The organism is Acinetobacter sp. MF4642, assembly GCF_002018925.1.
GTDB classification, from domain to species: domain Bacteria; phylum Pseudomonadota; class Gammaproteobacteria; order Pseudomonadales; family Moraxellaceae; genus Acinetobacter; species Acinetobacter johnsonii.
Map to the genome: position 1 here is coordinate 1 of NZ_MVON01000031.1, position 15,921 is coordinate 15,921.

Consider the following 15,921-nt stretch of genomic DNA (forward strand, 5'->3'; position numbering starts at 1 on the left):
CTCGATCGGTCACTTTACCTAGGCAAAAAGGTTCCATTTTTGCCCATTGGGCATCAGTAAGTATGTATCTATCCATAGTACTATTATAAATTAATCAGTAGCCTTTGTTAATTCTCAACAAGCCCTAATCCAGCACAAAAAAATTCTAAATTTTCTCAGAGAAATAAAACTAATTGGTACCTGAGCTCTCAAGAGCTGAAAGCTTGGCAAGAACTCCAAATTATAGAAAAACCAATAATTATAGAAAAACCCATCTATCAAGAGCCCCAAAAAAATGGGATTAAAATCGTTATCGGTTTTGTCGGTTTAATCCTTATTTTTTATATCATCTTTTTTTTGCTTTAGACTTTCTATAAGAATGACTAAAATTAACATAATACGCGTTATACGTAATTCAATTGATTTAGCTACCGTTAATAATTGCTTTTAAGTTTAAATGAGCGAGTTTTCCACATTGGGGAATTACGCCATTCCCCGAAAATACCCCGAAAACAAAAAGCCCACTTTTTAAGTGGGCTTTAATGTGTTGAAATATCAACGAATTTTGGTAGGTATATCCAGACTCGAACTGGAGACCTCTACGATGTCAACGTAGCGCTCTAACCAACTGAGCTATACACCTGAAGTAAAAGCATAATATTCACTTTTAAAAAGTATGACAAGCGCTATTTCTTGTTTTTTAAAGCAGATGCACAAGTTTTAAGCATCCGTTTAAATTGTTGAATATTTTTTGAATTCAACCTATTGGAATAACGCATTTGTTGATAATAATCAGCCGCCTGCTTAAATAAAACTTGCTGTTCAGGTTTAACGTCTTGAGCTAAGCACAACAACCATTGATTTACCGTTTCGGCATCTTGTTTACGCTGCTCAGTTGTTAAGCTTCGAGAAAAAGACTGAATGACAATGTCATATTCAGAAGTTTGAGCACGTTTACGCCAAAATATAACGCACCAGTACAGTAAAACTAATCCCCCGATGCTAATCATAATCAGCAATACCAATGAATAACTGGATTCAAGTCCTAGCTTCTGTAACCAACCTCGTTGAGTCTCTGCATTATAGCCAACCACCTTACTTTGCCATTGGTAGCTTGCGTAATCACTCCAAATGCGCATTTTGTTTAATACCGAATAGCGCTGTACATTCCATCGACTGCTCTCACCCCAAACACTGGCATCTTGGCTCATTAAATCTTGCATACCCTGTTCAATACGCTGTGGTGCAATCATCGCTGTTGGGTCATAGCGTTTCCAGCGCCCATCCACAAAGACTTCCGTCCATGCATGCGCATCTAACTGTCGAACTTCCCAACTTTTTGCATCTGGTGAAGGCTGGCCACCTTGATACCCAACCACAATACGCGCTGGAATTCCCGCATAACGCATCAGCATCACGAAGCTAGAAGCATAATGTTCACAAAAACCTTGTTTGGATTGAAACAAAAACTCATCAATACGATGCTGTCCCAACAAGCCCGGCTGCAAGGTATAGCTAAAACCATTGTTGCGATACCATCCCAAAACATTTTGGATATAACGTTTCGGGTTCTCGTCGCTTTGCTTAAACAGCTGCTGTGCCAATTGCTGCGCTTTCAAGTCCGTGTGCTCAGGTGCTTTTAAGTTTATGCTTCGTTGTATCTTAGATAATTCACTTTGGGAAAATTGAACATTTCCCATCCATTGCAATGCAATAGGTTCCACACGCTGCACTTGACGATAAGCCTGAATACTCCAATCCTGACGTAGCTGATAACGTCGCTCTAAGGGTTGTGAATATTCCAATGCCATAATCCACGGAATCGCAACATCAGCGGGTAAATATTGATAGTTCCATTTTTTGGATGTAGAGATATGCGTTAATGTATCATCCGCAATACTTTGTTGATTAATAAAACTACTGGTCCACTTTTGCCCATCATATTGATCTAAGACCATCGCGCGCCAATAAAGCTCTGAACGATTTGGAAGCTGAGTGACATCACCAATAATACGAAAAGCCAAATGGCTGGACTGGGATAATTGCGCAATATCTCCAGGTGACATACTGTCACTCATTCCTGTCACTGCTTTATTTTCAGGAATTGGAATATGCCAAAGTGGAGGCAAGCGCGGAAAGAACATAAATAACAGTACAAAAAAAGGCAGTGCGAGACCTACAAATTTAATAACATGTTTTGCATCTTGCCTTAATGCCATACGATTCGAGTTTTCAGATGCAAAAGCATGGGTTTGCACTCGATACAGCCCCAACAAACAACTCAATAAACAGAGTAAAACCATCACTGCCGTCATAAATGACTGACTATGTAAAAACATACTCGCCGCAACAAATAAAGCAAAGTTAAACAGAATAATCACATCACGCTGCGTTTTTGTTTCTAAGGCTTTCGCAAAGAGAAAGATGCTTAAAACAGCTACGCCCGCTTCTACCCCTAAAAAGCTTTGATAGCTCCAAAAAGTGACCGCTAGAGCAACAAGGGTCAAAATGTAAATTGCCCATTTCGGGAAATGGTTGCCCGTGGATTTCATGAAATACCATAGACAGCCGCTACAAATGGCGAAAATGACACTCAATAGCACAGGACTAAAACTTAGTTGTGTGATCCAAATCAAACTTAGTGTCAGTACAATGGCAATACGAATAGAAGAATGCATACTGTTCTCGCTATGCCTGAGCCAAAAGTAATTTGGCTTGAAGGTATTGTTCTCGTCCTATCCCTTTAGCTAGTTCAGTATGGGGGAAATACAGTGCATAGGCATACTGCAACTGCTCACATTGTTCAACCAAGCCCATCATCAAGCTTAACTTTTCTTCATGCGAAGGACTCGGCATATGTGCATAGTGAATGTCTAAACTGTGTTGATCTTGATGTTGCTCAAAGACTTTAATAAATAAACCTTGTCCTTGTGCCACTTGTTTCCATGAAACCGCCTGTAAAGAGTCGCCCTCTTTAAAATTTCGTAATTCTCGAAATTCATCCATGTCCGGTTCAAAACTGTGCTGTTGCTGTTTATTTTCTGCCGTTAAAGACTTAGCTTTAGGCGCTATCCACACAGGTGCTTGGATAAAAAAATAACTCCATGCACGAACGAGACCAAATGGATAAGTCGAGTAAATTTTAATCTCGGGAAAACTAAACTGTCCGCGCTCTTTTGGAAAAAAATTTAAATCGACCACCTGATGAGTATCTTGAATAAACAACTGTTCTATATGATCAGCATAAGCGAGCCAAAGGTATCGAGGCTGTGAATGCTGTTGTTTGAAATGCATTTGTAATTGCAATGCACTTTCAACCTGCCCTATTTCAGGTAATACAAGGCCAACACTTAACCCATGTAGTTGTTTAAAGGTCAAATAAAAACTCATACATAGCACGGCACTGATTAAAAAACAAAACGCTAAAATTAAATTATTGGCATAATTCACCCCTGCAATAAAGGTGATTAAAATCAGCACCACATACACATATCCTTGCTGATAAATAAACACCAGTACATCTTTTTGGGTCAGTTGTTTTTCAGCTTTGAATTGAAAGCGTTTATTTATCCAGTTTTGCCACAGCATGCGTCAGCTTATCCTATTAGTGAACTTTGACTTGCTTCATCAGTTGCTCAGTTTCAGCTTCACCCAGCCCTATTCGATGCGCGGTGACTGCGACAAATACAGCCTGTACATCATCCGGTGTAACAAATGCACGGGCTTTAACCAAAGCATATGCTTGTGCTGCTTTCTTCAAAGCCAGTACGCCACGTGTAGATAACCCATGTCGACCTTTACGGGTCTCAGCCGCCAAATCTAAAATATAATCCAAGACTTCCTCAGACAAATAAATCTGTGGCACCAAAGTTTGTAAGGCAAGAATGTCTTGTTCAGAGAATACTGTCATCAACTGCTGAATCAAGTCATGACGGGATTGTTGCTGCAATAAAGCCTTTTCTGCCTGACGGGATGGATAACCTAAAGATAGCCGCATAAGAAAACGGTCGAGCTGTGACTCTGGTAGTGCATAAGTTCCACTTTGAAAAAGTGGGTTTTGCGTTGCAATTACCCAAAAAGGCTGCGGTAGTACATAACGACTTGCATCGATTGTCACCACACCCTCTTCCATCGCCTCTAAAAGCGCACTCTGCGTTTTCGGACTACAGCGGTTAATTTCATCTGCGAGTAAAATTTGAGTAAAAATTGGCCCTTGCTTAAACTCAAACTGATGTTCTTTTTGGTTAAACATATTCACCCCAATCACATCGCTTGCCAGCATGTCATTGGTAAACTGAATCCGTTTAAATTGAAGACCAGCCAAATGTGCCAAGCTACTGGCCAATGTGGTTTTGCCTAAACCGGGCAAGTCTTCAAACAAGATATGCCCACCTGCTAACAGGCTGCATAAGGCCAATTGGGTTTGTTGATTTTTATCTAAAACGATTTGATTGACTTGATTGAGAAATTCTTGGATTTTTGGATAAAAAACACTTAACTGTGATTCATCGAGCATGCCATGTTGCTGCGTTTCTACCGTTTTTTCTTTTCCCCAAAGCACCTTATTCTCCCCAATCAAAATATAAATCAAGGTTTAACATACAGGTTTTTCAACCATACTCAAAGGTGATCCTTATAAATCTTCAATGATTTGCGTATGTATAACCTCCCTCGCCTCAAGCTATTGTTTCGCTGAAGATTTCAACTGATCTTTTAAAGCATCTGCGCTCATTGAAAATGATGGTGATGATTTCTCTGATTGCTTAATCAATGCTATGAGTCGTGCATTGATTGGCGCCTGTCTACCAGATTGCTCTGCGAGTTTTAGAACCTCACCATTAATCCAATCGACCTCTGTGGGACGACCTGCAATTAAATCATCTTGCATAGATGACCGAGCCAATGGATCGATTGCCAACATTTTACGACTTAATAATTTAAATAATGGATTGGGTAAACTTAGCAATTTTGGAATCAAATGGGTCGGAACTACGGTTAACTTTGCAGGTTTAATCTGAGCACAATCAAGCAGTTCTAAAGCTTCCTGCTGCGCCATTGCCACACATTGGCGATATTTACGAATCGACAATTGTTCCTTTAACGGTTTTTTTGACAGTGCATTAATTGAATTATTTAAATTAAGTAAAAGCTTGGCCCACTGCACAGCCAGCATGTCTTTTTCAAAAACAATCTCTAAACCTGCTTTTTGAAATGCATTTTCAAGCAATTTTTGATTTGGATATTGCTTAACACTTAATGCACCAGAGGTACCTTGATGATAATGCCCAGCTTCTTGCGTGGCGACGTTAAAAGGAACCATCCCCTCTAAAATCATCTGCTCTTGCAAAACTCTTTTTAAAATAGGGACATTGCTTAAGCCATTTTGAAAGCTGATGATCAGCGGTGTTTTAGCCCCTAAATATTCTTTGAGTTCATGTGCAACTTGTTCGGTTGCCGCCGATTTCACACAAATAAAAATAACATCGGCATCTACAACCTGAGCAGGATCAGTCGTTAGTTTGAGTTGATGAGGTGCAAGTTTGATCTTTTTGCCTAAATAATCAGTTAAGACTAAGCCAAATTGGGAAAGCTCTGCATGAATACGTGGACGCGTGATAAAAGTAACATCATTACCTGCAGCAACCAACCTTCCTCCTAAATAACACCCAATGCTTCCAGCACCATAAATATATATTTTCATTCAATTTCCCTTTGCAAACATTGCAGTATTTTAAGAGCTATCACAATCAAAAGCTGTCAAATATACGACATGAACCTTTTATGCCTCACACTCCGTGGTGCGTTATGATTGAATCCATGATGTAACAACTTGCTTCATGCAAAAAGTACACTGTCGAATCTAACACGAACAACCGCATGTAATTGATTATTTTCACTCGATTTTTCACAAAAAAAACGGCACCGAAGTGCCGTCTTTCAATTGATTAATTATATTAACAAGGGCACTTTTTCATGCCATTCGTTGCAGATGGATAACGTGCATCCACACAATGACGATAAAAAGTTTTAGCATCCATCGCTTCTAAATCAGGATGGTGCTTTTTCATATGCTCCAAATAGTTTGGATAATCAGGCACCCCCACCATCAAGCGAAAACTTTGCTGCAAACGTTGCCACAGCGTCGCAATTCGAGACCAATTTTTAGGGTTCAGAATCAAATCTTTCTGCGACATCACGGTCATTTTAATGATTTTATAAATCATCGTTTTTCCACTTTTAGCAAATTTTAGATTCATCTGACTCTCCTTAATGTCCAGCTTTTGATGGCTGAATGTCTTCAGGATCACGATAAATGGCTTCTGCCTCATGCACAGTCGGAACTGGGCTTGCCAATGCACGACGAATCACTCTAATCGCAGCAAACAGCATCACAATCGCCACAATCATAAAGAATCCACAGAGTGCAGCATTGATCTGATTCGACATCGCAACAGTTTGCATTTCAGCAACCGTTTTTGCTGGTGCTAAAATTTCATTGTTTGCAATTGCATTGTTAAAGCGTTCAGCTTGTGCCAAGAAACCAATTTTTGGATTTTCGTGGAAAATTTTCTGCCAGCCCGCGGTCATACAGGTTACCAACAAGAATACTGTCGGGATAATCGTGACCCATACATATTTCTCTTTCTTCATTTTGAAGAGGATAACCGTACCTAAGATCAATGCCATTGCCGCAAGCATTTGGTTACCCACACCAAACAGTGGCCATAAGCTATTGATGCCCCCGAGCGGATCGACGACACCTTGGTAAACAAAGAAGCCCCACCCTGAAACCGCAACTGCTGTACCCAACAAGTTTCCGAAAAAGTTATGTGAGTTTTTCACCGCAGGAATCACAATCCCAACTGTGTCTTGCACCATGAAACGACATGCACGCGTACCCGCATCAACAGCTGTTAAGATGAAAAGTGCTTCGAATAAAATGGCAAAGTGATACCAAAACGCCATCATTTCACGGCTATTGAAAATTTCCGTAATGATGTGAGCCATACCAATAGCAAAAGTTGGCGCACCGCCAGTACGTGAAAGGATGGTACTTTCACCCACTTCTTGAGCCAGTAAAGTTAATGTTTCTGGAGTAACAACAAAACCTAAGTTACGAACAGCTTCAGCTGCGGTGTCTACACTTGTACCCAGTAAAGCGGCTGGTGAGTTAATCGCAAAATATACACCCGGATCAAGCACTGCGGCACAGATCAGAGCCATGATTGCAACAAATGACTCCATGAGCATACCGCCATATCCGATCATTCGAATATCACGTTCATTGTTCACAAGTTTCGGCGTGGTGCCTGACGACACTAATGCGTGGAAACCTGAAATTGCGCCACAGGCAATGGTAATAAATAAGAATGGGAACATTGAACCTGCAAACACAGGGCCAGTACCATCAATAAATTGCGTGAATGCTGGCAGCTTCATTTCTGGCATTGCGAAAATAATACCGACTGCCAAACCGGCAATAACACCAATCTTTAGGAAGGTTGATAAGTAATCGCGTGGCGCAAGCAATAGCCACACAGGCAGTGCCGAAGCCACGAAACCATAAATAATCAGCGCCCATGTCAACTGAGTGCCCGACAGTGTAAAGAACGCACCCCAATATGGATGCTGTGCAATATTTTCACCGTAGACAATGCCGAGCATCATCAGAACGAAACCAATAATAGATACTTCTGCAATTTTACCCGGGCGGATAAAACGCATGTAAATCCCCATAAAGAGTGCAATTGGAATCGTTGCCGCAATACTAAATACACCCCATGGGCTGTGTGCAAGTGCTTTGACCACAACCAGTGCCAAAACTGCAAGGATAATAATCATTACCCCCAACGCACCAAGCATAACCACAATACCTGCAAAAGTTCCAAGCTCTTGTTTTGCCATTTCACCGAGTGAACGTCCATCACGACGGGTAGAAATAAACAACACCAAAAAGTCTTGTACTGCACCTGCAAGCACTACACCGACAAGTAACCAAATCGTGCCCGGTAAATAGCCCATTTGCGCTGCTAAAATAGGCCCTACTAATGGACCTGCACCTGCAATCGCTGCAAAGTGATGTCCAAATAGAACACTTTTGTTGGTTGGAACATAGTCCAGACCATCATTCAAACGATGCGCGGGAGTTAAGCGACGTTCATCAAGCTCAAAAACTTTATTTGCAATAAATAAACTATAGAAGCGATAAGCAATACTATAAATACAGCCCGCAGCAAGTACGAGCCAGATGGCATTGACATGCTCACCACGACTGAGTGCCAATATCCCAAAAGAGACTGCACCGACGATGGCTACCAGTAGCCAGATGATTTTTGAAGTCAGGGTTGACTTCGGCCGAACAGATTCCATTTCAATCCCTCATATTTGTTGCATTCAATCAGCGTCTTTAATTATTCGAGGTACTGCTGTTTTCCTTTGCGACTTTACTCTGCATCTCCTTGTTTTGATCTAATACTTTGGCATAAAAAAAGGGATGATTTTCATCATCCCTTCCGATAATAGTCTATTTTTAAACCATTATGCACGTTCTAAATAATCGCCAGTACGAGTATCTACACGAACGCTTTCTTCTTGCTGTACAAATAATGGAACACGTACTACAGCACCTGTTTCCAATTTTGCAGGTTTACCACCACCGCCAGAAGTATCACCACGTACACCCGGATCAGTTTCAACAATTTTCAAAACTACGAAGTTTGGTGGGTTTACTGTTAATGGCACGCCATTGAACAACATAATGGTACATTTTTCATTTGAATCATCTTTTAACCATTTTGCAGCATCGCCCATTGCTGTTTTGTCAGCAGCGATCTGTTCAAATGATACAGGATCCATGAAGTTCCACATTTCACCATCGTTGTACAAGTATTCCATTTCTACTTCTACAATGTCAGCCGCTTCTAAAGAATCACCAGACTTAAATGTTTTTTCTAAAACTTTACCAGAACGTAAATTACGTAGTTTTACGCGGTTAAATGCTTGACCTTTACCTGGCTTTACATATTCATTTTCCATGATTGAACATGGGTTACCATCAAGCATAACCTTAAGGCCTGACTTGAAATCATTCGTAGAATAATAGGCCATGACTGGCGCACTCCAAACTAACTAACTTAAATATTTATGTCTTTATCTTAGACACCAAAGCTTTGAAAAGCAGTGCCATAAAGATAGGGCATCTTTTTTGATGCCTCGTATTGTAAATGAGCAAGGTGTTATGAAGCAATGAAAATCCACTGCCTATAAGCCGAAGATCTTGATAAAATAGCCCCGTTCCGCGTGTTTTTGTGTATTGAAAATGCCTTTTTAGACCGCGCACATCCGAACAACTCGTTTCGACATCACTCGATTTGATGACCTAACTTTCTTTTGACCTAGTATTTGACCCCTTATTGCATGACTCATTATTTGTACCAAGAGCAAAATTGGCAAGCTCAACTCAGTGATTTAATTACTGACCCTTTAGAATTACTTAACATTCTAGAGATTTCTCCTGAGCAACTGCTGTCAGGCGCACTGCTTGCATCGACCCAATTTAAACTCCGTGTTCCCCGTGCTTTTGTGACAAGAATGCAAAAAGGCAATCCGCTTGATCCTTTACTCCTTCAAGTCCTGCCCCATCATCTTGAGCTTGAAGAACATCCTGACTTCGTGACCGACCCCCTGGGTGAGGAACAAGCCAACCAACAACCCGGTGTTTTGCACAAATATAAAACTCGTTTCTTACTTACGCTGACTGGGGCATGTGCCGTTCATTGTCGTTACTGTTTTCGCCGACATTTCCCCTATCAAGAGAACCTGCCAAAGTCAGAAGATTGGATCAATATTCAACACTATATTCAGTCGCAACCTGACATTAATGAAGTCATTTTGAGTGGCGGAGACCCCTTAACACTGTCCAATCGTAAAATAAAATTATGGATTGAACGCTTAGAAAGTATTCCCCAACTTAAATTTTTGAGAATTCACTCACGAGTTCCTATCGTAATGCCTAACCGTGTCGATGATGAGCTAATTTCCATCTTAAAAAACAGTAGGCTGCGCATTATTCTAGTGGTACACTCAAATCATGCATCGGAATTGGATGATCTTACCTGCCGTCAATTACAGCAATTAGTCGCAGAAAAAATCACCGTTTTCAATCAGGCGGTTTTGTTGAAAGGGGTCAATGATCACGTTCAAATTTTGACAGATTTGAGCTACCGTTTATTCGATGCAGGTGTATTGCCATACTATTTACATGTTTTAGATAAAGTAAAAGGGGCTCACCATTTTGATTTAAACCCGCAAGACATTGATTTTCTATATCAAGGATTATTGGCGAATCTACCCGGCTATCTGGTTCCCAAGCTGGTCAGGGAAATTGCGGGAGAAAAGAATAAGACACCACTTTTCGGGGTTTCAACTTTTTGAGTTAAATAATAACGATGATGACGACGAGTACTTCAGATATCTTCCAAAAACCAACCGAATTAAAGTTGGATAAGCTTAGTTTTTGCCCAAGCACAGTCAAAGGCTTACAAGAATGGTTAGCAAACTTATCCATTTTACAATTGGGTGACTCTTCTCGTTCCTTATTTCAAGCATTACTTGAAGTCTCCGAGCTTCAAGTCAGTGAAACACTTCGTTTTGATTTGGTTCAAGTACTGCATCCGAATTTGGAAAATGTGCTTACCAGTTTAGAGAAACATTTTTTTAATCAGGGCCTCATCACCACTGACCGAAATGACCATATTATTGAGCTTGCCTTATTAATGCGTAGTCATTTTGCTAAAGTCTATATCGACATTGCAAAACGTGTTTCTCAGCAAATCACTCAAAATAAGTTTTCTCTATTTGCTTTTAACCAAAAAAAGAACCTACAAATGGCTCGAACCGTATCGAGTTATTATGCTTTACAACAACTGTCCCTGTTGTTGTACCAACAGCACTTGCTCTATAGCTCCCCGATTCCGGGTCAGTGGCTAGCGGCTCATCAGCTCTTGGATTCTGCTATTCAAAATAACTTCTATTTGACCAACATTAATCAAATACAAGGCACGCAGCATCAACTGAACAATATTAGCCAAGCCTATGCGCAGCTCATTCTATTGGATATTTTTAATACCCATCAAATCCGTCCAGGTGAAATTCAAGGACTATTTTTGTGTAGTTTTGATTGGGCTAAGCTGATTCAAATATTACCTAAAGAAACCACCTTATCTCGCTATATTGTCGATGCATCAAAAGACTACCCACCAACTTATAATTCTCAAAAAAACAGTCACATTCAGCCGAATATTTTTATCTCGACGCAAGCTCTGCTTGATCATCTCTCAGAGATGCAAACCAAACGCGCCGAGCCACTGTCACGCGATGAGAAGATTTTCCTTACCCCTGCTCTGCATTTTCATATTCATAACTTATTGACCAATAATATTGAACGTAAGCATGAACGTTATGAATACTCAGCCCAATTACAAATTTGTTTTGGCCTGTCAGTCGCACATTTCTATTTGTCTAAAGGCAAAAATTTTAATGAAACTTTAGAGCTAGAAGGCAACTACAACTTTCAGAATGAAAGTCACGTGATCAACTCCATGAACAGTAATATTCCTGTGGAGACAAGTTCTGCTCGTATGATTGATCGTGAATCGAAACAAATCTACCCTGCCGAAGTTTTAGATATTAGTGTGAATGGTTACCGTATTCGTTGGACTGGACCAACACCTGCACATTTAAAAACAGGTGAGTTTATTTTGGTCCAAGAAAATGCGCATAGCCAATGGCGCGGTGGTGTGATTCGCTGGATTAAACAATCAAGTGAAAAAAGCTTGGAACTAGGGTTAGAAATCTTAGCGCAAGATCTTTTCCCATGTGCCGTAATGGTAAAAACAGACCGAACCACTCAGAACTATCAGCCTGCATTATTGGTGCAAACGTCCCAGCTTGATGAAGTACAGACTAGTCTCATTGTCCCGGGTTCGAATATGTACCGAGAAAAACAAACCATTCACTTACGCCTAGGTGATGAAGATCTTAAAATTTATTTAGTAAAAGCACATTTAATTACACAAAGTTTTATTCGTTTTGATTATGAATTGTTGAATGACCAACAAGAACCATTGGTTCAAAGTTTTATTCAAAAGCAAATGAATGCTATTAAGAATCACGATTTATGGGAAGCATTGAAGTGAGAAATCCATTATTATCTAAAAAGTTAAAACGTACGGAAACACGTTTACTCATTATTGATGATAATCAGATCCGTTATAACCAAATTCGTGACCTTTTAACTTCTAGCGATCATCAAGTTCATGCCACTTTACTGGATGACTTACAAAACTTTGAAAAACAGCTTCATCTGCCTTGGGATGTGGTTATTTTTGGTCGTGCTTATGACCTAAAGTATGAACAAGCACTGACTTTGATTCGCAACTCTAACCAAGTCAATTTACCACTGATTTTATTAAAGCCAGATGAATATCAATCAGCCCAATATGCAAGTTTTATTCGTAAAGGGATCTATGATATTTTGGACTTAGAAGAAGCAGATAGCTTTTACTTAGGTCTACTACGTGCGTTGTCATTAAGTCGTTTATTGCAAAGCCAACAACAACTCATGAATGAGCTTGAAACGGCTCAAAGCCAAGCACAGGCTTTAGTTGAAGAAAGCAATAAAGCCATTGCTTTAATTCAAGAAGGGATTCATGTTTCAGCCAATGCTGAATACTTACAACTGTTCGGCCTAAGCTCTGAAGATGATATTATTGGTCAACCCCTGCTTGATATTCTCCAGCCGAAAGATGTAAACGATTTCAAAATCCGTTTTAAGAAAATTTCACAAGGTCAGTTTGATTTAGGTGCTTTTGAAGTTGCTACTCTCAATAATAATGCCCAAACTAAAAATCCTTTAAAAGTTGAGTTTTTAGCTGCACCTGAAGATGATGCGCTCCAACTGACGATTGAAGTCGAATCTGAACGCACCGCTGCTCCATCGGTCAACACTGAAAAACACGTAATAAAACCTAATACGTATCAACAAATTAACCGCGCTATGACCAAACAGCCTTCTGATCAGAATGCTTTGGTTAGCTTTGCACTCAACTCTTGTCCAGATGAAATTTTTAAAGCCAACTGGGCAACTACGCGTGATTATTTTAACAATATTTACAGCTTTTTAAATGAACAGACTCATATTCCTCTGTTTAAGGCGGGTGGGCAAACCATCGTTGGTTTATTCCAAGCAGAATCACAGGCCAAACTTGAATCTAAGCTGATTGCGTTAAATGCGCTCACCAAACCACAGCTCATCACGGTAGAAAACAATAGCTATCCAGTAAATTTACGCATTGGCTATACTTTATTGAAAGGTGAAATTTCAAATCAAGATCAGTTTGAAAACTTATTGTGCTCAGCCTTTAAAACCGCTTTACCGACCAATCAAGACGATTGCGAAATTGAGCAGAAAGCCAGTATTGACATGCCTGTGATTGAGTTGATTAATCCAACAGTCAGCGATACTTTAGACATTCAAAAAACAGCAAATGAACCTACGGTACTTAAAGCCTTACATCTTGCATTAGAACGTGGCGAGATTCATCTTAAATATCAACAGCTTTACGACAAAGAAGACACTAATTTATACACCTATGAGGTCACCAGTGGCTTTATTTATGGTAATACGTGGAAAGATATATCGAGCCTCAAAGAGTTAAGTGAAGATCACGAACTGTCTATTAAACTTGACCGCTGGATTTTAGTTGAATCGTGTAAACAGCTACACAATTTTATCACTCAGTATCCTGAAGCAAAGTTGATTGTAAACTTAAACAAAGCCGTACTGTTGAATGACCGCTCTTTCCCTGAATTTATCGCCAAACTGATTACCATTGTACGCAGTAAGTTAAGTCACCCAATTACCCTTCAGTTCTCTGAGGATGATATCAGCCAAAACATTGCTGAAGCGCAAAAATACATTGCCCAGCTTCGCCAATATGGTGCTGAAGTTTCGATTCGTGACTTTGGTAATAGCATTTATAGTGAATCTATCCTACGTCAGCTCGATATCAACAATCTCACTTTACATGAAAACTTAACTCGAATGCTCAGTAACGACGCCAACACGGAAGAGCTGCAAGAAAAAGTTGCGGTATATCATCAATTGAAAAACATTCAAATTATGCTGCGTGATCTAAATGATATGACGTCGTTTGCCAATGCGTGGAATGTCGATGCCCGCTTTATTCAAGGCGATTATTTCCAGAAGAAACTTGATCATTTGATTGATGTGCAGGATCAGTAAAAGTTAAACCTTGGATACTAGGCTCTAAATTTTAAGGCCTCTATATGGGGGTCTTTTTACTATATGGTCTAACTAGCAGCCCTATGACTCTGTATCAAAATCATAGGCATAAAAAAACGGGCAAATGCCCGTTTTTTTCTTTTGCTATTAGTCGCGTTTGATAGAACGTGACATGCCAGCAAAACGTTGTTTGAACTTGTCGATACGACCGCCAGTGTCAACGTTCTTTTGCTTACCAGTGTAGAATGGGTGGCAAGCTGAACATACGTCTAGGTAAACAGTTTCTTTACCAAGTGCTGAACGAGTTTCGATTACGTTACCGCAAGAACATGTAGCAACTAAAGTTTGGTATTTTGGGTGAATATCGGCGCGCATCGTCGATTACTCCATAAAAATTAAAGAAGGTTTTGCTGTCATCGCAATTGATCACTCTCAAAATTGAGGAAAGGGCCACTTAATTAAATTAAGTTGCAGATCAACACCATAACAGACCATTCTTTTGGCCCACCGAGACGGATACCGTCAGAGCTAAGCACAACAAGTGGCAAATATTATACGAGATATAATATCAGATAGCCAATTATTCTTTCGTTTCAATTTCAGATTGCTTAGCCCAATAGTTAGCAATAATCCCACACACCATCAGCTGGATTTGATGAAAAATCATAATCGGTAAAACAATCATTCCCAAAGGCTGCCCAATAAAAAGAATCTGTGCCATTGGAACGCCACTGGCTAAAGTTTTTTTTGAACCACAGAAAAAAATGGTTTTCTGATCGGCACGGTTAAAGCCCAACCAACGTGGTAAAAACAATCCAAGTAACATAATAATCGTCAATAAGACCGAACACACAATGATCAATAGAATTAAAGTACCAACACTCACCTCTTGCCATAGACCGGCCACCACAGCACCGCTGAAAGCACCGTACACCACCATTAATATCGATCCCTGATCGAATGCTTTGACGATGCTTGGCATTTTTTGCATATACGGAAAGACATATGGTCGAAGTAGCTGTCCAAGGACAAAGGGAACCAACAGCAATAAGGTGATTTGAAGAATGGACGAGGTTGGATCAAAACCATGCTCTGATTGCCCCAAAATGAAAAAGGCCACCATCACAGGGGTAATAAACATCCCGATCAAATTCGAGAATGAAGCACTACATACCGCCCCAGCCACATTGCCTTGCGCGACCGAAGTAAACGCAATTGAAGACTGTACTGTCGATGGCAAAAAGCACATAAACAAAAAGCCCCAATACAACTCCTGCCCAAGTAGTGGTACCAATACAGGTTTAGCAAGCAAACCTAAAACAGGAAAAAGGATGAAGGTAAATGCAAAAACCAACGCGTGGAGTTTCCAATGCATCATGCCCTGAATCACGGCTTCACGGGATAGTTTAGCGCCATGCAAAAAGAATAATATCGCAATCGCGACCGTCGTCAGTACACCAAATACACTGGCAGCTTGACCTGAAACAGGGACAAAGCTGGCTAAGAGCACCATAACAAATAGCAATAACGTAAACCGATCGAGTGCCAATAATTTCAACATACCAACATCCTGTCATTCCTCTAAAAATGAAAAAGCCCAGCGACTAATTTACCTTTGGGTAAATTCATCTTACTGA

Annotated in this window: 12 protein-coding genes and 1 tRNA gene; 3 read left to right on the forward strand and 10 right to left on the reverse strand. The window is 40.2% G+C overall.

Annotation, left to right across the window (positions count from 1 at the left end; translation table 11 throughout):
* Positions 1 to 545: 545 nt before the first annotated feature.
* From MF4642_RS13670 to efp, 8 genes are all read right to left on the reverse strand, one after another.
* A tRNA-Val gene (locus tag MF4642_RS13670) sits at positions 546 to 622 on the reverse strand.
* Between the two features lie 43 nt (positions 623 to 665).
* Positions 666 to 2,657, reverse strand: a complete 1,992-nt coding sequence (locus tag MF4642_RS13675) for a transglutaminaseTgpA domain-containing protein (RefSeq protein ID WP_078426566.1) — start codon at positions 2,655 to 2,657, stop codon at positions 666 to 668.
* A gap of 10 nt (positions 2,658 to 2,667) precedes the next feature.
* Complete coding sequence (locus tag MF4642_RS13680) at positions 2,668 to 3,567, reverse strand: DUF58 domain-containing protein (protein ID WP_078426567.1); 900 nt, start codon at positions 3,565 to 3,567, stop codon at positions 2,668 to 2,670.
* Positions 3,568 to 3,583: 16 nt separating this feature from the next.
* Positions 3,584 to 4,540 carry an AAA family ATPase gene (locus tag MF4642_RS13685; RefSeq protein ID WP_078426568.1) on the reverse strand — a complete coding sequence of 319 codons (957 nt, stop codon included), beginning with the start codon at positions 4,538 to 4,540 and terminating at the stop codon, positions 3,584 to 3,586.
* Positions 4,541 to 4,660: 120 nt separating this feature from the next.
* Positions 4,661 to 5,680, reverse strand: a complete 1,020-nt coding sequence (locus tag MF4642_RS13690) for a 2-dehydropantoate 2-reductase (protein ID WP_078426569.1) — start codon at positions 5,678 to 5,680, stop codon at positions 4,661 to 4,663.
* A gap of 253 nt (positions 5,681 to 5,933) precedes the next feature.
* Positions 5,934 to 6,236 (reverse strand): YbdD/YjiX family protein, encoded by a 303-nt coding sequence (locus MF4642_RS13695; protein ID WP_004693572.1) that lies wholly within the window; start codon positions 6,234 to 6,236, stop codon positions 5,934 to 5,936.
* Between the two features lie 10 nt (positions 6,237 to 6,246).
* Complete coding sequence (locus MF4642_RS13700; RefSeq protein WP_004693573.1) at positions 6,247 to 8,349, reverse strand: carbon starvation CstA family protein; 2,103 nt, start codon at positions 8,347 to 8,349, stop codon at positions 6,247 to 6,249.
* A gap of 168 nt (positions 8,350 to 8,517) precedes the next feature.
* Positions 8,518 to 9,087 (reverse strand): elongation factor P, encoded by a 570-nt coding sequence (efp, locus tag MF4642_RS13705; protein WP_004693574.1) that lies wholly within the window; start codon positions 9,085 to 9,087, stop codon positions 8,518 to 8,520.
* A 309-nt stretch (positions 9,088 to 9,396) separates the two neighbouring features.
* On the opposite strand from efp, the gene epmB reads away from it, so the two are divergent.
* Genes epmB through MF4642_RS13720 form a run of 3 tightly spaced genes read left to right on the forward strand, consistent with a single transcriptional unit; the run spans position 9,397 to position 14,284 of the window.
* A complete protein-coding gene (gene epmB / locus MF4642_RS13710; RefSeq protein ID WP_078426570.1) occupies positions 9,397 to 10,413 on the forward strand; it encodes an EF-P beta-lysylation protein EpmB in 1,017 nt (338 codons plus the stop codon).
* A gap of 17 nt (positions 10,414 to 10,430) precedes the next feature.
* Positions 10,431 to 12,176 (forward strand): hypothetical protein, encoded by a 1,746-nt coding sequence (locus tag MF4642_RS13715; protein ID WP_005399659.1) that lies wholly within the window; start codon positions 10,431 to 10,433, stop codon positions 12,174 to 12,176.
* Positions 12,158 to 14,284, forward strand: a complete 2,127-nt coding sequence (locus MF4642_RS13720; protein WP_078426571.1) for an EAL domain-containing protein — start codon at positions 12,158 to 12,160, stop codon at positions 14,282 to 14,284. Before MF4642_RS13715 ends, MF4642_RS13720 begins: the two co-directional genes overlap by 19 nt.
* Positions 14,285 to 14,431: 147 nt before the next feature.
* Here MF4642_RS13720 and rpmE read toward each other — a convergent pair whose 3' ends face one another.
* Positions 14,432 to 14,659 carry a 50S ribosomal protein L31 gene (gene rpmE / locus MF4642_RS13725; RefSeq protein ID WP_004693579.1) on the reverse strand — a complete coding sequence of 76 codons (228 nt, stop codon included), beginning with the start codon at positions 14,657 to 14,659 and terminating at the stop codon, positions 14,432 to 14,434.
* Positions 14,660 to 14,864: 205 nt separating this feature from the next.
* On the reverse strand, positions 14,865 to 15,845 hold the full coding sequence (locus MF4642_RS13730; RefSeq protein WP_004693581.1) for a bile acid:sodium symporter family protein: 981 nt from the start codon (positions 15,843 to 15,845) through the stop codon (positions 14,865 to 14,867).
* Positions 15,846 to 15,921: the final 76 nt, after the last annotated feature.